Source organism: Pseudomonas sp. R4-84 (assembly GCF_054130985.1).
Genome location: NZ_CP096390.1, coordinates 4,201,955 through 4,223,099, shown reverse-complemented (window position 1 = coordinate 4,223,099; position 21,145 = coordinate 4,201,955). Strand labels below are relative to the sequence as shown.

The following is a 21,145-nucleotide window of genomic DNA, read 5'->3' as shown; positions in this document are numbered from 1 at the left end:
GCCTCGCATTTGCGAGGCCTTTGTTTTTTTAGCTCAGCATTGTTCCGGCAGCCTGTGTTACCGCTTCTGCGGTTTTGCCAGCAAGGTGTAGACGCAAGGCAATACGAACAGTGTGAACAAGGTACCCACCGACATTCCCGTGGCGATCACTGTGCCGATGTCGAAGCGGCTCACCGCCCCGGCACCGGTGGCCAGGATCAACGGCACCATGCCGAATACCATCGCCGCAGTGGTCATCAACACTGGCCGCAGACGAATCGATGCGGCTTGTTCCACGGCCTCGCGCGGGCTCAGCCCTTGTTCCTTGCGTAGCTGGTTAGCGAACTCGACGATCAGGATGCCGTGCTTGCTGATAAGCCCGATCAACGTCACCAGGCCTACCTGGGTATAGATGTTCATGCTCGACCAGCCGAGGAACAGCGGGATCAATGCGCCGCAGATTGACAAGGGCACCGTCACCAGGATTACCAGCGGATCCCGGAAGCTTTCGAACTGCGCCGCCAGCACCAGGAAAATGATCGCCAGGGCCAGGGCGAAGGTTCCCCACAACGCGCTGCCTTCTTGTACGAATTGGCGTGAAGCCCCTGCGTAGTCGAAGGCGAACCCCACCGGTGCTTCCTCGCGAGCGATCTGGCGGACCGTCTCGATGGCCTCGCCCATGCTCACCGTGGGGAAACCCGAGATCGTCACGGCGTTGAGCTGCTGGAACTGGTTCAGTTGCCGCGGTCGTGCCTGGTCGCTGACCTTGATCAGTGTCGAGAGCGGGAGCGATTCACCCTGGGCATTCTTGACGTAGTAGTTGTTCAGCCAGTCCGGATTGTCCCGGAACGGTCGTTCGACCTGGGCTATTACCTTGTAGCTGCGTCCTTCCAGGGTAAAGCGGTTGATCTCCGACTCACCCAGCAACGTCGCCAGGGTTCCGCCCAGGTCCTGCATGGAAACACCCATCTGGGCAGCCTTGGCCCGATCGATATCCACCACGACCTCGGGCTTGTCGAAAGCCAGATCAATGTCCATGAATGCGAACTTGCCGGACTCCAGCGCCCGTTTCTTGACTCGCTCGGCAATTTGCAGAAGCGTCGTGTAGTCCTTCGGCGAATTGATGACGAACTCGAAGGGCAACCCTTCGCCCGTGCCCGGCAGCGAGGGCAGGTTGAAGCCAAAGATCTGCAGGCCCGGGATGCTTTCCAGCTTGGCCTGGACCTCCGGCAAGATCTCCATCTGGGTGCGGTTGCGTTCATTCCAGGGCTTGAGCAGGAAGCCACCAATGCCCGACTGCACGCCGTTATAGCCGTTGATCTGGAAGGAAGAATAGTACTCAGGGAATTCCTTGAAGATCGTGATGAAGTGATCGGTATAGGCGTTCAGGTAATCGAGGTTGGTCGTCTTTGGCGCATTGGCCATCATGAATATGATGCCCTGGTCTTCGTCTGGCGCCAGCTCGGATTTGGTGAACATGATCAATACCGGGATCAACAGCAGCACGATCACCGCAAACACCAGCACCACGGGCCTGGTTTCGAGCGTGGCATGAAGCATGCGCTGGTAACGGTTCTTCAGGCGTTCGAAGATTACATCCAGCCGATGGGCCAGCCCCGAGGAATTCTGGTCATGGCGCAGCAGCATCGCGCACATCATCGGCGACAGGGTCAGGGCGACGATGCCGGATATCACCACCGCCCCGGCCAAGGTCAGGGCGAACTCCTTGAACAGCGCGCCCGTCAGGCCTTCGAGCAGGCCGATAGGCGCGTAAACCGCCGCCAGCGTAATGGTCATCGAAACCACCGGCATGGCGATTTCCCGGGCGCCTTCTATGGCAGCGTCGAACGGGGTCTTGCCTTCCTCCATATGTCGATGGATGTTCTCCACCACCACGATGGCATCATCCACCACCAGGCCGATCGCCAACACCATGGCCAGCAGTGTCAGCAGGTTCATGGAATAGCCCATCAACTGCATGAAGAACATGACCCCGATCATCGACAGGGGAATGGTCACCACCGGGATGAGCACCGAACGCAAGGCGCCGAGGAACAGGAACACCACGACAATGACGATCAGGACCGCCTCGAACAGGGTTTTTACCACCTCGTCGATGGAGGCCTGGATGAAGAGCGTGGCGTCGTAGGCGATCTCGGCCTTGAGGTTGGTCGGAAGCTGGGCTTCCATCTCCGGCATGATCTTGCGAACTTCCTTGATCACATCCAGCGGGTTGGCGCCGGGCGTGGCCTTGATGCCGATGTACACCGAGGGCGTGCCGCCAAAGGAACTGATGGTGTCGTAATTTTCGGCGCCCATCTCCACCCGCGCCACGTCCTGTAGCAAGACGCGGCTGTCACCGTCGGTCTTGAGGGGTATGCCTGCGAAGGCTTCGGCGGACTTGAGTTCGGTGTTGGCGTTGATGCTGGTGACGACGTATTCGCCTTTCACCTCGCCGGCGGCGGAGACGAAGTTGTGCTGGCGCACGGCGTTGGTCACGTCGGCGGCGGTCAGGCCAAAGCCCGCGAGCTTGACCGGGTCCAGCCACAAGCGCATGGCAAAGACCTGGTTGCCGAGGATCTCTGCTTCAGCCATGCCGGGCAGTGTCGCCAGCTTCGGCTGGATCACCCGCGACAGGTAGTCGGTAATCTGCGGGTTGTTCAGTTCCTTGCTGAAGAAACTGATGTACATCAGCGCCGAGGCATCGGCAGCCTCACGGCTGAGCACCGGGTCCTCGGCATCCTGGGGCAACTGGTTCTTGACTTCGTTGGCCTTGGCCAGCAGTTCGGTGAAGAGCCGGTCGCTGTTGGAGCCAATGCGGGCATAGACCGAGATCACCGAGAAATTCTGCCGACTGACCGAGGTCATGTAGTCGATGCCCTCGGCACTGGCCAGGCTCTGTTGCATCGGCTGGGTGATGTAGCCCTGGATGGTCTCGGCGTTGGCGCCGGGATAGGCGGTGGTCACCGTGATCAGCGCGTTTTCCATTTGTGGATACTGACGCAGGGGCAGTTTGCTCCAGGCCTGGAAGCCCAGCAGCACGATCAACAGGCTGACCACGGTGGCGAGCACCGGGCGGCGGATGAACGGATCGGTAAAAGCCATGGGGGTTCCTTGATCAGTCCGCGCGCGGCGAGCTGTTCTGTTCGGTCAGGGTCTTGTCGTCACTGATGGCGACGGGCGTACCGTTGTCCAGCTTGATCTGGCCGCCGATGACCACTTCCTCGCCACTTTGCAGGCCCTTGGTCACCAGGACTTGCCCGTCCCGGCGCTCTCCCGTTTCGACGAAGCGGCGCTCGGCAATCAGGACCGGCTGGCCCTTGTCATCTTTCTCGACATTGCCGTCGGCGGCTTTCTTCTGAGTCACTACGTACATGGAGTTGCCGTAGAGGGTGTAGGTCACGGCGCTTTCCGGTACGACGATCCCGGCAGCCACGTCCGGCAGGATCACCTGCAGGTCGGCGAACATGCCGGGCAGCAGCTTGCCGTCGGGGTTGGCGAGGGTCGCGCGCACCAGCACGTTGCGGGTGCTGTCCTCGACCTTGGGATTGATGGCGCTGATGGTGCCAACGAACGTCTGGCCTGGGTAGGCCGAGACATTGACATTGACGGGTTGGGCCACGGCGAGTCGAGGCACCGACTGTTCCGGGACATAGAAATCCACATACAGGCTGCTGAGGTCCTGCAGGGTGGCGATCACCGTGCCGCTGGCCAGGTAATCGCCGATGTCCACCTGGCGAATGCCGATGGTGCCGCTGAACGGCGCGACGATGTGTTTCTTTGCCAGCGAGGCCTTGAGCTGGTTGACCGTGGCCTGGTTTTTCTTCAACTGGGCTGAGAGCCGGTCGAACTCACCCTTGGAAATCGCCTGGCTGCCTACCAGTTGCCGGCCCCGGCCGAAATCCAGCTGCGACAGGCCAAGGTCCGCCTGGGCGGTTTCCAGCAGGGCGCTTTCGACTTCGGTGTCCAGTTGCAGGAGCGGTTGGCCGGCCTTGACCTTCTGCCCCGATTCGAACTGAAGCTTTTGTACCGTCCCGGCAATTTCCAGGCTCAGGTCAACGCCTTGCGAGGCCTTGAGGCTGCCGACGGTGGGCAGGCGAGACTGCCAGGGCTGCTCGGTGGCCTTGGCCACCGCAACGCTGACTGGTGGTTTCGGGGCAGAAAACATCTGGATCTGCTGGTAGATGGAGAAGGCCTTGTAGCCTGCCAGCAACAGCACCACCAGCAGGACAACACCCAACATGATCAGCATGCGGCGTCGCAGCATGTTCCACTTCCTTGGAAAAGAGCTGAGAGAAAATACAGATAGGCGGGCACATTACTCTGAGTGCGCGGGGTATTCCAGATGCTCTAGGGTCGGTGGGGTGTAGGATTGTTCTGAAAAATCAGGGCGCCTTGCACCGACGCCCTTCGCTCCCTCGCTCAGGCCAGGTGCAAATGGTTGTCCCAGAGCCCTGCCGGCAGGTCCAGCGGTTTTGCAACCAGTTGTGATTGACGGCAATCGTAGTAGCGGCAGCGCCCTTGGCCCGACGTCACGACGAAGCCGTCGGCCACCGCGCCGACTCCGGCGCAATCCGGCAAAGGCGCGTCCAGGCGAACCTCGCCGCTGTCCAGGTCCCAAATGAAAAAGCGGTTGCCCCGTGGAGCCGTCAGGGCCACCAGGCGCAGTTCGCTGTGCACGGCGACGCTGGCGGTGTAGTGCCCCATGGCTTGCAATTGGTATTCGGGCACCGGGAACGCCTTGAAGGGTTGGCCCGGGCGCTTGATCGCCAGCAGTTCCGACGGCTCGTGGGCCGCCCCCATGAATTGCTGGCCGGAGACGATGGTCCCGTCGCTGGCAATGCCCAAATGGCGCACGCTGTTCATTTGCTGAGGGAGGGTTTCCTTGCTCAACAACGTGCCGTCGCGCTGCATCAGCACCAGGCTGGGTTCCATGGCATCGAGATTCATCTCGACCCGGCTCTCGGCCTCGGTGCGGATGCCGCCGTTGGCCACCACCAGCGTCTCGCCGTCGGGCATCCACGACACCTGATGAGGACCGATGCCATGGGTTGGAATTTCGCCGCTGTGCACCAGCCGCTCTCCTTCGAAGCGGTACATGCCCAGCAGGCCGCGGCCCGGATCGCGAGTGTCGTTCTCCGTGGTGTACAACCATTCGCCATCCTTGTGGATCACCGCATGGCCGTAGAAATGCCGGTTCGGCCGCGAGGCGATGGTTTGTAGCAGCCTGCCGTCGCGCAGGTCGATCAGATAGCTTTCGGTGCCTGGACGGCGGGCAACGAAAAACGCGATCGGCAGCGTCGGGTGATTGATGATGTCATGGCAGCGCTGGCCGACCTGGGTGGCGAACACCCGGGTGCCGTCCAATCGATAGCCGACGGCGAAGTGATTGCCTTCACCATCGTCCCGTGCCGAAAGCAGCAGCGGACTCTTGTCCTTTTGCTTGAACAGCGTCCAGCCGCCCAGGGTAACCGCGCCCAGCAGCAAGCTGCCGAGCGCCAGAGCCTGACGTCGAAACATGATCAGTCACCGTCGTTGGCGTTGAAGCCCAGTTGAATGCCCAGCGCCTTGGCCAATTCGCCTTCATGCAGGCGGTGGACGACGTTGAGGCTGTCGTACAACTCGTTGAGTTGCTGGCGCCCGGCGTCGTCGCCAAGCATTTCGGTCAGCGAACGTTGGCTGCCGGCGAAAAGCTTCAGCGACGCGTCGTAGGCAGCGTCGATTTTGTCGGCCAGCGGTTTCTGGTCGCTTGGCAGCAGGCCGCGCAGGCCTTTGTTGTCGACGCCGGCCCACACGGTCCTGGCGGCTTTCAGGCTGGCTTCCAGCCCTTGCAACGAAGACTGGCTGCGCCAGGCGTCGGCCTGGAATGGTTGCGGCACGCCCTTGCTCTGGCGGCCCATCGGCGTACCGAGTTTTTTCTTCAGGGTGTCCAGCGCAGTGACCTGGACCCGTAGCAGATCGGCGATCGCTTCGTGGGAATCGGCGTAGCGTTGGTTGGGAAACTTGCTCATCTGGGCGAGCATGCCGTCGTTGCTGTTCCAGCCCGACAGGATTTCTTCGGCCAGTTGCTTCTGACGTTCGCCGATGGCGGTAAGCAGCGGGCAGTACTTGGCTTTCTGAGCGCTGTCGGCCATGTCGATTTTCGCGTCGAACAACAGGTATTCATAGGCCGAAAGCCCTTGCACGACCACGCTGGACTTGGCCAGGCCGGCGGCGTCGATCTGCGGCTGGCTGTTGACCAATTGCTCGACCTGGCGACCGACCAGGTTCTTCTTGTCGGGCCAGAATTGCACCTGCCAGGCGCGGTTGCCCTCGGCCAGCGGACCGATCAGCAGCGGTTGCAGCTCTGCCCAGGCTTTTTGCGCCTTGAGGAAATCGGCGCGCGCGGTTTCCAGGTTTTCCTTGCCTTGGCAGAACGCCAGGGCGCTGGTCGCCAACTGCCGGTCAGCTTCGACCCAGCGGCTGTAGGTCGGCAGGATCACCTGCTTGGCAATGGCGGCCGACGTGACCGCCTGCGGGTCCTGGGGCGAGCAAGCGCCGAGGGCGATGGCGGCGAGACTGGTGAATAACAGCTTGGGACGGAACATGTCGGGCTCCCGTTTCGGAAATCAAGTTTAAAGAGAATTCAGGAAAGCCAACAACGCAGCGCGCTGCTCGGCATTGAATGCTAGAACCTGTCGCTGCGCCGCCTGGGCTTCGCCGCCATGCCACAGCACGGCTTCGAGCAGGTTGCGGGCGCGACCATCATGCAGGAACTGGGTATGGCCGTTGACGGTCTCGGTCAGGCCGATGCCCCAGAGCGGCGGGGTCCGCCAGTCACGACCGCTGGCCTTGAACTCGCTGCGGTTGTCAGCCAGGCCTTCGCCCATGTCGTGCAGCAGCAGGTCGGTGTAGGGGCGGATGACCTGGTTCGCCAGCTCCGGTTCGGCAGCATTGGCGGACGTAGTGTATTTGGGGGTGTGGCAGGATTGGCAGCCCGCCTGGAAAAACAGATTCTTGCCCGCCAGCACCTGGGGCGAATCCACATCGCGGCGGGCCGGCACCGCGAGGTTGCGACTGTAGAACAACACCAGGCGCAGGATGTTATCGCTGACTTCCGGCTCGCCCTGTGGGCCGTTGCCGTTGGGCGCGCGCTTGCAATCGGCCTGGGCCTCGGTGCAATCGTCGAACGGCCGCAAACTGGTTGTCAGGCCCATGTCCCCGGAAAACGCATGAACGTTCTGTTGATTGAGGTTCGGCTGGCCGGCCTTCCAGCCGAACCTCCCCGGCACGGCCTTTTGCTGGACATCGTCCCAGACCATGTTCGGACGGCCGGCGATACCGTTTTTCTCCCGCGCCTGAGCCTGGGCATTCGCCAGGATGGCGTCTTCAGGGATGGCCTCGAGCAAACCCAGGCCGATCATGGGCGGGGCGACGCGAGCCGAAAAACGCGTGTCGGGGTGCATCGGGCCATAACCCAATCGAGTGATCTGCAAGGCCGGCTTGCGCAGCTCCACGACGGTGCCGTCGGCAAAACGCACCGGCACCGGGGTGTAGTCGACTCGTACCTTGCCCTCCGGCGCGACGCCAGGAACCGACATGTCTTGCAATTGCGCGCCATAGACCGGCTCCGGCACGACGCCGAGCTGCTCGATGACCTTGGCGTAGGGGGGCGCGTCAGGAATCGACAGGCGCACCAGCATCGATACCGCGCTGCTCGCATCGGCTGCCGGTGGATGGCCGCGTCCATCCTTGATATGGCAATTCTGGCAGGCGTTGGTATTGAATAGCGGTCCGAGGCCGTCGCGGGCGGTCGTGGTCGAGGGCGCAATCACCCACGGGCTGCGGAAGAAACTGTTACCGACGCTGAAATCCACGCGTCGCGAGGGGGGCAGGTTGGCCGAAGGCAGGGAGAACGCGTTCTGATCAGCCTTGCGCACCGTCGCGCCGCCGCCGGACTTGGCTTCGCCGGGTTCGGCCTGGGTGAAACGCGGGGCGTCATCGCAGGCACTCAGGCCCAGGGCCAGGAACAGAGCGCATAAGCGAAGAGGCAACGACAACATCGGAAATCCTGCGGGACGAGTGAAACGCGGGCGCAAAGTCTAACAGGGCGGGGCAGTTTGAATAAGAGGAATTATCGTTTGGTTTGATCGGGGGGCACTTGATTTCCTGTGGCGAGGGAGCTTGCTCCCGCTGGGGTGCGAAGCAGCCCCAAAACCAGGCGCCGCGGTGCAACAGGTAAATCCAGCCAACCGGTTTGCGACTGCTGCGCAGCCGAGCGGGAGCAAGCTCCCTCGCCACGGGTTCACTGTTGTTCTGTAGGGGAGACCACCGCCCCTGGCACCAACGGCAATTCCAGCGTCGCAATGAATCCGCCCTCGGGATGGTTGGCCAGTCCCAACGTGCCGCCATGGCGTTCGGCGGCGCGGCGGGCGATCGCCAGGCCCAGGCCGTGGCCGGCGGCGGTCTGGCCGGGGGCGCGGTAGAACGGTTCGCCCAACTGGCCCAGATGCTCCGCCTCCACGCCAGGCCCGTGATCGCGCACGCTGATAAGAATTCGTTCCCCCTGGCGCACCGCGCGCATTTCAACGGGCTGCCCGTTGGGACTGAAGCGCTGTGCATTGCGCAACAGGTTGTCCACGGCCCGCTCGATCATGGTCGGCCAGCCCTTGAGGGTCAGACCCTGTTCCGTTTCCAGCTGCACGATCTGCTCCGGTGAAGCCATCTGGGCGTCTTTTTGCAGGTTGATCAGCAGACCGTTGAGATCAATTTCTTCGGCGCTGGCGTTGTCGGCATCGACCCGCGCCAGAACCAGGATTTCACTGATCAGCGCTTCCAGGCGATCACATTCGCGGGTCAGGCGCGGCCAGAGTTTTTCGCGCTCTTCGGGGCTGGCCCGCTCCGCCAGCGCCAGGGCGATGCGCAGTCGGGCCAAGGGCGAGCGCAGTTCATGGGACACGTCGCGCAGCAATTGGCGCTGGCTGGCGATCAGGCTCTGCAGGCGCGCACCCATGCGGTTGAAATCGGTGGCCAACACGCCGAACTCGTCCCGTCGGTTGGCCAGCTTGGCGAGGCTGTTCTGCTGGTAGGTCGCTTGTCCCAGATCGTGCACCGCGCCGCGCAGCCGGCTCAATGGCCGGGTGATGGAAAGCGTCACCAGCAGGCTGAACAGGGTCAGCACCACCAGCGCAATCGCCAAGGCGCTGAGGGGCCAGAGCAGGCTGTCGCGATGCCAGGCGTCCAATTCGGGGTGGGGAATGCGATAGATGAACAGATAGGTGTCGCCGGTCTTGGCGCTGGTGAATTCGTCGGTCAGGCGCCGCCAGGGCAGGCGGCGTTCGTCGTTGTTCTGTCGCGCCTCGAAGGCCGCGGCCCGATGTGGGAACGTGCCGCGCACCACCGGGTCGCCGCTTTCGTTGAGCACCTGGACATCGACGTGATACTCGCGCTTGCGTTGTTTGAGGATGTCCTGGGCGGCATCTTCGCCCTGGCTTTCGTAAGTCTGCGTCCACTCTTCGGCCAGGGTGTTGAGGCCCGGATGGCGGCTGAGGATCCAGGCGTCCTGGTTCAACATATGGCCCAAGAGAATCGAAAGTCCCGCCACCAGAGCGATGGCCAACCAGAAGCTGGCCAGGACGCGCCAGAACAATGAACGCACGGAGTTATCCTCGAAAACAAAGAAAGCCCAACGGCGATGTGCCGTTGGGCTGATGGTGCTTCAGTGCATTATTGCGCTTTTTGCGGCTGTTGCGCTTTCCAGGCCTTGAATTCGGCCCATTCGGCCCGACGTTCGGCGCGTTTTTTCTGGATCGCATCAAACGCCTTTTGCTGCTCGGGTTTCAACAGACCGCGGATCTGCGCATCGACTTTCTGATGCCGAGCGTCCATTTCATCTTTCATGGCTTTCTGGTCGGCTGGCGAGAGCTTGGCCAGGTATTTGTCCACCAGTTCCCGTTGTTCGTGGCGTTGCTCGCCCATGATCTGGCGGATCTGCTGGCGTTGTTCACGGCTCAGGTCCAGTTGGCTGTACGGGCCTTTATCGTGCATCTGGCCGCCGTGGCGCGGGCCATCCATCGGGCCCATCGGGCCTGGACCTTCGGGCATGGCCATGGCGACGGTCGGCAGGGCAGCGGCGAACAGCAGGGCGGTAAGGGTCTTGCGCATGGTGTCTCTCCTTGTCTCATTCCCGGTCAGTTCCGGATATGTGCAGATTACGGAGATCAAGGTCAGCGGCGGTCAGGGGTGGGTAAAGCTTGGGTAAAGACGTTTTTGTGCAGACCTGACAAATCTCGGAGTCTGAACACAATCCCCGTGGCGAGGGAGCTTGCTCCCGCTGGGCCGGTCCGACGCTTCGGGCGAAGCGGCCCCAAAGATCTTGCGGTTGCTGCGCAACCGAGCGGGAGCAAGCTCCCTCGCCACAGGGTTAGCTATGTCTCTTGGTCCAAGCCGTGTTCAAAGGCTGTAGTAATACCCCCGGCTACGCAGGGCCACGATGCGCGGCCTGCCGTCGGGGTGGGGGCCGATTTTCTTGCGCAGGTTGCTTACGTGCATGTCGAGGCTGCGGTCGTATAGGGTCAGCTTGCGGCCCAGGGCGATCTGCGCCAGCTCCTGCTTGTCCAGGGGCTCGCCCGGCTGCTTGAGCAACGCTTCGAGCAGGCGGCTTTCAGATACGGTGAGGGTTTGTTCCTGTTCATCGATGTTGACCACCCCCCGCACAGGGCTGAAGGTCAGGTCACCCAGTTCAATCTGGCTGGAAACCGCCGCCGGATGGCTGCGGCGCAGCACGGCCCGCAGGCGGGCGGTCAATTCCCGTGGGTCGCAGGGCTTGGCCAGGTAATCGTCAGCGCCCAGCTCCAGGCCGAGGATGCGGTCCAGCGGCTCGCCACGGGCCGAGAGCATCAGCACCGGCAGCTCCGGGTGATCGTTGCGCAGTTGCTTGAGCAGTTCCAGGCCGCTGCCGTCGGGCAGCATTACATCCAGCACCACCGCCGACGGGGCGGTTTCGGCCAGGGCCTTGCGGGCGCTCAGGCCATCGTGGCAAGCACGGACCTGGAAACCTTCCTGGCCCAGCCAACTGCCAAGGAGCTCACACAGCTCCTGGTCATCATCTATCAGTAACAGCTCGCTCATGACTCACTCAATTTAGCCATTGCCGACGTTGTCTACGTCCACCGCTGGCAAAGATACCGCAGAGCAGGGCCAATAGCGCTACCCCGGCGCCAATGACGAACCATTGCTGTTGGTCAGTCAGCAGACGTGGCAGGGGGTTGGCCTGGGCTTCCTTGAGTTGCAGCCTCAGGCGCTGGTTTTCCTGGCGCAGCCGTCCCACCAGCGCGGTTTCGCGCTCGCCGTTGGCGTTCTGCAGTTGTTGAGTCAGTTCTTCACGCATGCGCTCGCTGTCTTTCAAGCGTTGCTGCAGTTCGGTGATATGGCCACCCGCGCTCAAGGACAAGGGCGCCGAATGAGCGGCCTCCGTGCTTTCCTCGCCGTGGGCGGGCGCCCCGATCGCTAACGTGACCAACAACAGGCACAACGGACCTTTGCGCATTGCAACTCCTGAATTCCAATCGAGATTAGGCTGATTAGACAGGTTGTCGGCAGGCCGACGAGAACAATGAGCAAATGAGCAAATGAGCGCAATGAGCCAGGACGGCTCATCGCGCCCGGAGGGTTACGGCAGGACTTGCTTGAACGGCTTGACCATGACATTGGCATAGACGCCGGCCGTCACGAACGGGTCGGCCTCGGCCCAGGCTTGCGCGGCGGCCAGCGAGTCGAACTCCGCCACGATCAGGCTGCCAGTGAAACCGGCGGCGCCTGGGTCGTTGCTGTCCACCGCAGGGTGCGGCCCGGCCAGCACGACGCGACCTTCGGCCTTGAGCTTTTGCAGGCGCTCCAGGTGCTCGGGGCGGGCGGCCAGGCGTTTTTCCAGGGAATCGGCAACGTCGGTGGCAATGATTGCGTAGAGCATGTCAGTCCTCGGTTTTTGGCGTGGTGGGGTCGGCATCGTGCAGATGGCGGGACAGGTAGATCCCCTGGCCGATCAGGAACAGCAACGTCATGCCCAGGCTGCCGAAGACCTTGAAGTCGACCCAGTACGCCTGGAACGTGAACGCAACGAACAGATTGGCGGCGCCGCAGAACAGGAAGAATGCGATCCAGGCGATGTTCAAGCGGGTCCAGATCACTTCTGGCAGGTTGATGGCGTGCCCCATGATGCGCTTGATCAACAGGCGATCACCGATGAAGTGACTGCCGATGAAGGCCAGGGCAAACAGCCAGTTGACCACCGGGGCTTTCCATTTAAGGAAGGTCTCACTGTGGAAGGCCAAGGTCAGGCTGCCGAATACAAGGCAGGCAATCAGGGTCAGCCACTGGCTTTTCTCCAGCTTGCGCTGGGAGATGAACAGCGCGCCGTAGACCACCAGGGAGCTGATGATCAACACCGCGGTGGCGCTGTAGATACCGCCTACAGTCAAGGAGTGACCGGCAATGTCGACGGTTCGGGGATCAAGCTTGTAGACGATGAAAAACAGCAGGAGCGGGATGAAATCGATGAATTGTTTCACAGTGGCAGCCAGGAGCAGGATGTGGCGGCATAATAACAAACATCCTTGGCCGCGATAGGGCCAGCTGATTTGAGGTAACAAAGTCTCGTGAATGTTGATTTGCACTGCCATAGCACGGCCTCCGATGGCGCCCTGGCGCCTGCGGTTCTGGTGGCGCGGGCGTACGAGCACGGCGTGCGAGTCCTGGCCCTGACCGATCACGATACCCTGGAAGGCCTCGATGAGGCGCGTAGCGCCGCGACCGCCTTGGGCATGCAGTTGGTCAACGGGGTCGAATTGTCCTGTACCTGGGGCGGGGCGACCATCCACGTGCTGGGCTACGGTTTTGATGTCACCGCACCGTCCCTGGTCCAGGCCATTGCCGAGCTGCGCGACGGTCGTTGGCTGCGTTCCGAAGAAATCAGCCGCAAGCTTGCCCTCAAGGGCATGCCCGGTGCGCTGGAAGGCGCCCGGCAGATCCAGCAGGAGCTGGGCGATAGCGGCAACGCGCCGGCCCGGCCACATTTTGCCGACTGGATGGTGCGCGAAGGTTTCGTCAAGGACCGCGCCGAAGCCTTTCGCAAATGGCTGGGGGCCGGCAAGCTGGGGGACGTCAAGCAGCATTGGCCGACGCTCGAGGAAACGGTCGGGACGCTGCGGGCCGCCGGAGCCTGGATCAGCCTGGCGCATCCCTGGCACTACGATTTCACCCGCAGCAAACGCCGGCGCCTGATAGCCGACTATATTCAAGCAGGGGGCCATGCCATCGAAGTGGTCAATGGCCATCAGCCGGCCGAACAGGTCGGCAGCCTGGCGATCCTCGCCCGGGAGTTTGGACTGCTGGTGAGCGCCGGCAGCGATTTCCATGGCCCGGGGGGCTGGTCCGAGATTGGCGAATACCGCCCCTTGCCGGAAGATCTGCCACCACTATGGTGTAGATTCAAACATGATCCCGTTATCGCTGACGTCTGAACAGGTAGAACACGTGAGTCAATTTTTCCAGATTCATCCGGAAAACCCGCAAGCGCGCCTGATCAAACAGGCGGTGGAAATCATCCGTAGCGGTGGCGTAGTGGTTTATCCCACCGACTCGTCCTACGCCATTGGTTGCCAGATCGGCGATAAAAACGCCGTCGAGCGGGTAAGACGCCTGCGTCAGTTGGATGACAAGCACAACTTCGCGCTCATCTGCAGCGATCTTTCACAGTTGGGGTTGTTCGCCAAGATCGATACCGGCACCTTCCGCTTGCTCAAGGCCCATTTACCGGGACCGTACACCTTCATTCTCAATGCCACGCGGGAAGTCCCGCGGCTGCTGCTGCACCCGAAAAAGCGCACCATCGGCCTTCGGGTGCCAAGCCATCCCATTGCCCTGGCGCTGTTGGCGGAGCTGGGTGAGCCCTTGATGAGCGTGACACTGATCATGCCCGGCGAGACCGATCCGTTGACCGACCCCTACGAGATTCGCCAGTTGCTCGAACACCAGGTCGACCTGATCATCGACGGCGGTTCCGGTGGCATGAAAGCGTCCACCGTGATCAATCTGGCTGACGGCGAGCCGCAAGTGGTGCGCGTCGGTTGCGGTGATCCGACGCCGTTCATGGTCGAGGCCTGAATGTCGGTGGTGGAAACGGTTGTCGACAGCGTAGACAGCCAGGCCGGCGCGCAGCAGGAGTTGCCGTTCGCCATGGTCTACGGCCAGGCGGTCATGGAAATGCCGTTGGACCTGTACATTCCGCCGGATGCGCTGGAGGTTTTCCTTGAAGCCTTCGAAGGCCCGCTCGACCTGCTGCTGTACCTGATCCGCAAACAGAACATCAATATCCTCGACATTCCCGTGGCGGAAATCACCCGCCAGTACATGGGTTACGTCGAGTTGATGCAATCGGTGCGTCTGGAGCTGGCGGCGGAATACCTGGTGATGGCGGCGATGCTGGCCGAGATCAAGTCACGCATGCTGCTGCCGCGCTCGGCCGAGGTCGAAGAGGAAGAAGACGATCCCCGGGCCGAGCTGATCCGCCGCTTGCAGGAATACGAACGCTTCAAGGCGGCCGCCGAAGGCATCGACGGCTTGAGCCGGGTGGGGCGCGATGTGGTGGTGCCCAAGCTCGATGCCCCCGAGGCGCGGGCGCGCAAGTTGTTGCCCGACGTCAGCCTCGAAGAGTTGTTGATGTCCATGGCCGAGGTTCTGCGCCGGGGCGATATGTTTGAAAGTCACCAGGTCAGCCGCGAGGCGCTGTCCACCCGCGAGCGCATGAGCGATGTGCTGGAGCGGCTCAAGGGCGGCGGTTTTGTGCCCTTCGTCGAGCTGTTCACCGCCGAAGAGGGGCGGCTGGGCGTGGTGGTAACGTTTATGGCGGTCCTGGAATTGGTCAAGGAATCCTTGGTCGAGCTGGTGCAGAATGAGCCGTTCGCAGCGATCCATGTGCGAGCCCGAGCCGAATAACGAGCAAATCAATGAACCTGACTGAACCCCGCGAGCTGGCGCCGTTGCTTGAAGCTTTCCTGTTGGCCTCTGGAAAGCCGCAATCGATGGAGCGGCTGTTCGAACTCTTCGAAGAAGGCGAGCGGCCCGAGCCCGCCGTGTTCAAAAAAGCCCTGACGCTGTTGGGCAAATCCTGCGAGGGTCGGGCTTTCGAGCTTAAGGAGGTGGCGTCCGGGTACCGCCTGCAAATCCGTGAGAAATTTGCCCCGTGGGTAGGGCGCCTGTGGGAAGAGCGGCCTCAGCGTTATTCCCGGGCGCTGCTAGAAACCATGGCGCTGATCGCCTATCGCCAACCGATCACGCGCGGCGAGATCGAGGACGTGCGCGGCGTGGCGGTTAACAGCAACATCGTCAAGACGTTGCTGGAGCGCGAGTGGATCCGCGTCGTCGGCTATCGCGACGTGCCGGGCAAGCCGGCAATGTTCGCCACCACCAAGGCTTTTCTCGATCATTTCAACCTGAAGAACCTCGACGACTTGCCGCCGCTGGCCGAATTGCGTGAGCTGGAACCCGAGCCGATGCTGGAATTCGACGATGCTCCAGTGCCCCAGGGCCTGCAGGAATTGGCCGATGCCAGTGCCGAGCCGGAGGAACCGAAGGAAGAGACCAGTTTCCATTCGTTGCTCCTGGAACTGGACAGCATGGAGGAGGGCCTGAAGACCGACTTCGATGACCTGCTGCGTGAAGGTCCGGCCCCTGAAGAGGAGACGGATGAACCGACGCCGCTGTTGAGTGAAACCGAGCACGCGCCGCAGCCAGAACCTCAAGGGGACATTCTCGGCGTTGCCGAGGCCCGGGAAAAACTGCTGGCCGCCGTCGCCGCCCTTGCGCCGCCGGAACCCGAACTGAGCGAGGAGGAGGCCGAAGCCCGCGCCCTGGCTGAAGCGATCGAAAACGAACGGCGTCAGTTTGAGGATTGAATCTATCGACTGACACACCGCTGTCACCCTGTGGGAGCGATGAGACTCCACCAACCTGCACACCACCGATCAGCGGAAAAAACGCTGCGTGCATTCAGATCAGCTAGTCTCTGATGCGCAATCACCTCAACGAGCGTATGATTCGCGACCCTTTGGCGATCCCTTCGCCGAACGACCTGTTTTCAAGTGCCAGGCCAAGCCTGGCTCGACCACACCGGGAGGTGCCCAGAAATGAACGACCTAGACCAGAACGACAGTCAGGAAATCGGCCCAGCAGGCGAAAAGCTGCAGAAGGTCCTTGCCCGCATCGGCGTCGGTTCGCGCCGTGACGTGGAAGCGTGGATCACCCAGGGCCGCATCAAGGTCAATGGCAAAGACGCCACCTTGGGCCTGCGCGTCGACATGCACGACGCCATCACCATCGATGGCAAGGTGATCAAGCGTGAAGAGGCCGCCGAAACGGTGCGCCGCGTGATCATGTACAACAAACCCGACGGCGAAATCTGCACCCGTGACGACCCGGAAGGCCGTCCGACCGTGTTCGACAAGATGCCCCGCCCCAAGGAAGGCCGCTGGATCAACATCGGCCGCCTGGACATCAACACCACCGGTTTGCTGATGTTCACTACTGACGGTGAGCTGGCGAACCGTCTGATGCACCCTTCCTACGAAATGGACCGCGAATACGCCGTGCGTGTGCGTGGCGAAGTCGACGACGAGATGATCGAGCGCCTCAAGGCCGGCGTCGTGCTGGAAGACGGTCCCGCGCGTTTCACCGACATCAAGCAGGCGCCGGGCGGTGAAGGTTTCAACCATTGGTACCACTGCGTGGTGATGGAAGGTCGCAACCGTGAGGTGCGGCGGCTGTGGGAATCCCAGGGACTGGTGGTCAGCCGCCTGAAGCGCGTGCGTTTCGGCCCGGTGTTCCTCAACTCCGACCTGCCGATGGGTCGCTGGCGTGAAATGACCCAACAGGAAGTCGACATCCTGGCGGCCGAAGTGGGACTCAAGCCTGTGGCGATGCCGCAGATGACCGCCAAGAGCAAGGATAAGCTGGAGCGGATGCAGCGCAAATCCTCGCGTCCGATGGGCAAGACCGAGCGCGTGCGTACGCTGCGCCCGGCGGCCGACGGCGTAGCGACCGGCCCGCGTCCTTCCCGCGAGCCGCAGATCGAAGGCGAGCGCCCGGCGCGCAAGCCAGCACCTCGCCAGGACGGCGAGCGTGGTCCTCGCGCACCGCGTCCGGCCAACGGTCGTACCGAGCGTGGCGAAGGCCGCGCCCCGGCTGGCCGTGGTACGCCCGTCGCGGATCGCCCGGCCGACACCAAGCGTCCGGCCAAGCCTGCGCCGAAAAAGCGTCCGGGCATCATCCTGGCCGATCGCGATGCACCGTCGGGCAAGCGTCGTGGTGCGCCGGCGGGTTCGGGACAGCGTCCGGGGTTTGGGCGTCGTAAGCCGGAGTAAAACAGCTGCGGGCTTCTGGCTTTTAGCTGCAAGGAAAAACGCCAACCGTTGGGTTGGCGTTTTTTTTGCCTGGCTTTTAGTGATGTGATGCCTTTGAGTCAGCCTTTCCGAGCAGGCTCGCTCCCACAAGGACCGCGTCGAGCACAGCCCCATGGTTCACTGATGATCAACTGCGGCAGCAAGCTTGCTCGCGATGGCGCCAGCAGCCCCCACGATCAATTTCAGCCTAAAGCACAAACCGCCCGTCGAACATCGGCTCGTTATCCAGCGCCAGCACACCGCCTTCGAAAATCAGATCCAGATGATGGCTACCCTTGGCCCCGCCACCGAGGCCCAGGTGCAAGCCGCAATGGCGCTCCTCGAAACCGGCATTGCGGGCGTACAGGCTCTTGACCCCTTCGTTGGTGCCGATCCCCAGTTCCTCGATGCGCCGGTTGGAAGGATTGGCGTCCAGGTACCGGTTGAAATCGTGTTCCAGGCCTGGGACATCGGTGGCGATTTTCTGGATCGTGGAATCTTCGATCCACAGCTCCAATGGCGATTGCAGCACGCCGTATTTGCGGGCGAATGGGATCGTGCTGAGGAAGGTCCCGACGAACTTCACACGGCCATTGATGGTGTCGCTGTGGGTGGCGATTTCACCAGGCGCAAGGTCGTAGTTGCCGACGCCGTTGATGTCCGTCCACTTCTTGACACTGTTCAGTGGGGTGTCGAAATACGATCCATGGTGGTCCTCGAAGCTCAACGTGGTGGCCTGGGACATGCGGCGGATCAGGTGGCTGTTGAGCCCGGCGATGCGCTGGGGAATAACGCTGAAGGTGTCATGGAAGTACTCGCCGTAGTCCTTGAACAGCAGCGATTTCTTCCAGTTATCCGCCATCACGCCCTGCAATGCGCGGACGAAGTCCGGGCCATCGGGGCGCGGGTTGGGAAGGGTGGATGAGTCGTAGAAGAAAATGTACAGATCGCTGTCGGCAATGGCTTGGGACAGCCGCTCGGTGGTTTCAAGATCCAGGCGCATGGTGCTGAACCGGAACGGCGAGGCGCCGGCCTGTTCGGAAATGCTGGCGACCAGCGCTTCGTAGTCTGCGGTGTGGCCGAGCAAGACCTTGGCGGACTGGATACCGGCCAGGGCGGGATGATGTTCGAGGTAGTAAAGGAAATGTGAGATGGCTCGTTGTGTGTCCATGCTTATTCTTCCCTGACGATTGATTTGGCGTCCTGACAGCAAGTGGCGGAGCCGACCGGCCGGATCAGCTCCGCCGGGTATCGCTTACAGAGGCCACATCGCCGTGCCGAACGGAACGACGGCGTCGGCTTGCATCATTTCAACGGCGGCTTCATGGGTCGGTGCCTCGAACCATTCGTCCAGTTGCAGTTCGGTTTCCAAGTCTTTGTCCAGTGCTTGCATAGTGAATCTCCTAGATGACTTTTGCGGAAAACGCGGGCCGATCCGGCGAGCCATGCCCGGCGGAATCGGCACCGCAAAAACTCGCCGGCAAGATGCCTTGGCAAGTGGCTGAAAACCTAGTCGACGGTTTTTTGGAATGCAAAAAATTATTTTATTTTTTTCGTTTGAACTTTTTGTTCCATTTTCTGCGACCCGGTTTACCCCTTGCAAAACAGCCGACTGGCATTCTTTTTTGGTTAGGTAGCTATCTACCGTCAATTTGCAGTCAGCTTCTGAAAACCTCCTGAACGGAAGGTTTGCGTTACGGCTTGTAAAGAAATGCTTACGGGTATTGCCCGTCTCGCTGGCAATGCCCGGGGCTTCTCCCAGCTGTAAGAAAAAACTTCCGCGTCGGCTTGTCGTTCCTATTTCGAAAGGCGCCGGGCCGCTTGTTTCACGGGCGATTCAAGGGTGAGATGCGTCCCATGCCTGTCGTGCAGGCGAATAACAAAAAGGAGGCGCAATGAACGCCGTAGCTCCGTTTCCATTCTTCTGTGGTGACGCTTTTTGCATCGCTCACATCAACGGCTCGCAAGAGCCCGGACATCTTTTCGCAGCCGCCCGACACGTTCGAGGCGGCCCCGTGCGATCCCGGCAAACGACACGCTGATCCGGTGATGTCTGGCAGCAGGGGGTCAGCGGTGTACAATGCGCCGCGTTTTACTGTGACCCTTCGCGTACCCACGCATTTTCAAGGTTATCCGCCTTGTTCATTCCGCCACGCCACAAGCGTGTCGGGTTCGATTTCGTCACAGATAAAAACAAACAGGTGACGCATGACCGTTGTGAAAACGCTGAATTCCTGGTGCCTGCGCTGGGGTTTGATCGGCGCTGCTTGAGATCCGATTCGAGCGGCAACGTCTAACGAACATCATCAAACCTTGCGTGAGACCCTTTTCATGAGTGGACAAAACTCGCATTCGGGCGAGCTGAAACGCGGCCTGAAAAATCGCCACATTCAACTGATCGCCCTTGGTGGCGCGATCGGCACCGGCTTGTTCCTCGGCTCGGCGGGGGTGCTGAAATCAGCCGGCCCGTCGATGATCCTCGGCTATGCCATCTGCGGCTTCATCGCCTTCATGATCATGCGCCAGTTGGGCGAAATGATCGTCGAAGAGCCGGTGGCCGGCTCCTTCAGCCATTTCGCCCACAAATACTGGGGCGGTTTCGCCGGGTTCCTGTCGGGTTGGAATTGCTGGATTCTGTATATCCTGGTGGGCATGTCCGAGCTGACCGCGGTCGGCAAGTACATCCATTATTGGGCCCCGGATATCCCGACCTGGGCGTCGGCGGCGGCGTTTTTCATCCTGATCAATGCGATCAACCTGGCCAACGTCAAGGTCTTCGGCGAGGCCGAGTTCTGGTTCGCGATCATCAAGGTCGTGGCGATTGTCGGCATGATTGCCCTGGGTAGCTATCTGCTGGTGAGCGGTCACGGCGGCCCGCAAGCGTCGGTGACCAACCTCTGGTCCCACGGAGGGTTCTTCCCCAATGGCGTGAGCGGGCTGGTCATGGCGATGGCGATCATCATGTTCTCCTTCGGCGGCCTGGAGATGCTCGGGTTCACCGCGGCTGAAGCCGACAAGCCGAGAACCGTGATCCCCAAGGCCATCAACCAGGTGATCTACCGGATCCTGATCTTCTACATCGGTGCCTTGGTGGTGCTGTTGTCCCTGACGCCATGGGACAGCCTGCTGACCACGCTCAACGCCTCGGGCGACGCCTACAGCGGCAGCCCGTTCGTGCAGGTGTTCTCGATGCTGGGCAGCGACACCGCGGCGCACATCCTCAACTTCGTAGTGCTGACCGCTGCACTGTCGGTGTACAACAGCGGCACCTACTGCAACAGCCGCATGTTGCTGGGCATGGCCGAGCAGGGCGATGCGCCCAAGGCGCTGGCGAAAATCGACAAGCGGGGCGTGCCGGTGCGTTCGATCCTGGCTTCGGCGGCGATCACGCTGGTGGCGGTTCTGCTGAACTACCTGATCCCGCAGCATGCGCTGGAGTTGTTGATGTCGTTGGTGGTCGCCACGCTGGTGATCAACTGGGCAATGATCAGCTACTCGCACTTCAAGTTCCGCCAGCACATGAACCAGACTGGCCAGGCGCCTTTGTTCAAGGCGTTGTGGTATCCGTATGGCAACTACGTCTGCCTGGCTTTCGTGGTGTTCATCCTCGGCGTGATGTTGCTCATCCCTGGCATTCAGATCTCGGTCTACGCGATTCCGGTGTGGGTGGTGTTCATGTGGGTGTGCTATGTGATCAAGAACAAGCGCGAGGCTCGGCATGAGCTCGCTGTGGCGGCTGCCGCCAAGTAAGC

20 protein-coding genes are annotated in these 21,145 nt (G+C 61.5%); 7 read left to right on the top strand and 13 right to left on the bottom strand.

The genetic code is table 11. The annotated features are described in order from the left end of the window. Positions 1-57: 57 nt before the first annotated feature. The 11 genes from M1D68_RS19335 to M1D68_RS19285 all read right to left on the bottom strand — a co-directional run bounded on the left by M1D68_RS19335 (position 58) and on the right by M1D68_RS19285 (position 12,527). Positions 58-3,084, bottom strand: a complete 3,027-nt coding sequence (locus M1D68_RS19335) for a multidrug efflux RND transporter permease subunit (protein WP_420765201.1) — start codon at positions 3,082-3,084, stop codon at positions 58-60. A gap of 13 nt (positions 3,085-3,097) precedes the next feature. Then, on the bottom strand, positions 3,098-4,246 hold the full coding sequence (locus M1D68_RS19330; RefSeq protein ID WP_420765200.1) for an efflux RND transporter periplasmic adaptor subunit: 1,149 nt from the start codon (positions 4,244-4,246) through the stop codon (positions 3,098-3,100). A 155-nt stretch (positions 4,247-4,401) separates the two neighbouring features. Beyond that, positions 4,402-5,499 (bottom strand): DUF1513 domain-containing protein, encoded by a 1,098-nt coding sequence (locus M1D68_RS19325; RefSeq protein WP_457968051.1) that lies wholly within the window; start codon positions 5,497-5,499, stop codon positions 4,402-4,404. Positions 5,500-5,501: 2 nt separating this feature from the next. Continuing rightward, positions 5,502-6,566, bottom strand: a complete 1,065-nt coding sequence (locus tag M1D68_RS19320) for an imelysin family protein (RefSeq protein WP_420765198.1) — start codon at positions 6,564-6,566, stop codon at positions 5,502-5,504. A gap of 27 nt (positions 6,567-6,593) precedes the next feature. After that, on the bottom strand, positions 6,594-8,021 hold the full coding sequence (locus tag M1D68_RS19315) for a di-heme oxidoreductase family protein (protein WP_457968050.1): 1,428 nt from the start codon (positions 8,019-8,021) through the stop codon (positions 6,594-6,596). Between the two features lie 242 nt (positions 8,022-8,263). Continuing rightward, positions 8,264-9,616: a sensor histidine kinase gene (locus tag M1D68_RS19310; RefSeq protein WP_457968049.1), complete on the bottom strand. Its 1,353-nt coding sequence runs from the start codon at positions 9,614-9,616 to the stop codon at positions 8,264-8,266. A 68-nt stretch (positions 9,617-9,684) separates the two neighbouring features. Further along, positions 9,685-10,122: a Spy/CpxP family protein refolding chaperone gene (locus M1D68_RS19305; protein WP_457968048.1), complete on the bottom strand. Its 438-nt coding sequence runs from the start codon at positions 10,120-10,122 to the stop codon at positions 9,685-9,687. 288 nt (positions 10,123-10,410) lie between these two features. Next, on the bottom strand, positions 10,411-11,088 hold the full coding sequence (locus M1D68_RS19300) for a response regulator transcription factor (RefSeq protein WP_434560269.1): 678 nt from the start codon (positions 11,086-11,088) through the stop codon (positions 10,411-10,413). A 7-nt stretch (positions 11,089-11,095) separates the two neighbouring features. Further along, a complete protein-coding gene (locus tag M1D68_RS19295) occupies positions 11,096-11,506 on the bottom strand; it encodes a translation initiation factor 2 (RefSeq protein ID WP_420765193.1) in 411 nt (136 codons plus the stop codon). A gap of 123 nt (positions 11,507-11,629) precedes the next feature. Continuing rightward, positions 11,630-11,929: a YciI family protein gene (locus tag M1D68_RS19290; protein ID WP_420765192.1), complete on the bottom strand. Its 300-nt coding sequence runs from the start codon at positions 11,927-11,929 to the stop codon at positions 11,630-11,632. Between the two features lies 1 nt (position 11,930). Then, a complete protein-coding gene (locus M1D68_RS19285; RefSeq protein ID WP_420765191.1) occupies positions 11,931-12,527 on the bottom strand; it encodes a septation protein A in 597 nt (198 codons plus the stop codon). 87 nt (positions 12,528-12,614) lie between these two features. Here M1D68_RS19285 and M1D68_RS19280 point away from each other — a divergent pair, with 87 nt between their 5' ends. The 5 genes from M1D68_RS19280 (at position 12,615) to rluB (ending at position 17,375) form a co-directional block, all read left to right on the top strand. Further along, positions 12,615-13,478: a PHP domain-containing protein gene (locus M1D68_RS19280; RefSeq protein WP_457968047.1), complete on the top strand. Its 864-nt coding sequence runs from the start codon at positions 12,615-12,617 to the stop codon at positions 13,476-13,478. A 13-nt stretch (positions 13,479-13,491) separates the two neighbouring features. Then, on the top strand, positions 13,492-14,121 hold the full coding sequence (locus M1D68_RS19275) for an L-threonylcarbamoyladenylate synthase (RefSeq protein WP_039591791.1): 630 nt from the start codon (positions 13,492-13,494) through the stop codon (positions 14,119-14,121). A gap of 132 nt (positions 14,122-14,253) precedes the next feature. Beyond that, positions 14,254-14,952, top strand: coding sequence for a segregation and condensation protein A (locus tag M1D68_RS19270; protein ID WP_186706403.1), 699 nt, complete (start codon positions 14,254-14,256; stop codon positions 14,950-14,952). An 11-nt stretch (positions 14,953-14,963) separates the two neighbouring features. After that, on the top strand, positions 14,964-15,911 hold the full coding sequence (gene scpB / locus M1D68_RS19265; protein WP_420765189.1) for an SMC-Scp complex subunit ScpB: 948 nt from the start codon (positions 14,964-14,966) through the stop codon (positions 15,909-15,911). A gap of 231 nt (positions 15,912-16,142) precedes the next feature. After that, positions 16,143-17,375 carry a 23S rRNA pseudouridine(2605) synthase RluB gene (rluB, locus tag M1D68_RS19260; RefSeq protein WP_457968046.1) on the top strand — a complete coding sequence of 411 codons (1,233 nt, stop codon included), beginning with the start codon at positions 16,143-16,145 and terminating at the stop codon, positions 17,373-17,375. A 226-nt stretch (positions 17,376-17,601) separates the two neighbouring features. On the opposite strand, the gene M1D68_RS19255 is transcribed toward rluB, so the two are convergent. Continuing rightward, positions 17,602-18,564, bottom strand: coding sequence for a M29 family metallopeptidase (locus M1D68_RS19255; RefSeq protein WP_434607375.1), 963 nt, complete (start codon positions 18,562-18,564; stop codon positions 17,602-17,604). A gap of 84 nt (positions 18,565-18,648) precedes the next feature. Further along, positions 18,649-18,786, bottom strand: a complete 138-nt coding sequence (locus M1D68_RS19250) for a hypothetical protein (RefSeq protein WP_003178782.1) — start codon at positions 18,784-18,786, stop codon at positions 18,649-18,651. Between the two features lie 14 nt (positions 18,787-18,800). Here M1D68_RS19250 and M1D68_RS19245 point away from each other — a divergent pair, with 14 nt between their 5' ends. Both M1D68_RS19245 and M1D68_RS19240 read left to right on the top strand, forming a co-directional pair. Then, positions 18,801-19,073, top strand: coding sequence for a hypothetical protein (locus tag M1D68_RS19245; protein WP_420765186.1), 273 nt, complete (start codon positions 18,801-18,803; stop codon positions 19,071-19,073). Between the two features lie 651 nt (positions 19,074-19,724). Continuing rightward, positions 19,725-21,143 (top strand): amino acid permease, encoded by a 1,419-nt coding sequence (locus M1D68_RS19240; RefSeq protein WP_457968045.1) that lies wholly within the window; start codon positions 19,725-19,727, stop codon positions 21,141-21,143. The last annotated feature ends 2 nt before the right edge of the window (positions 21,144-21,145 follow it).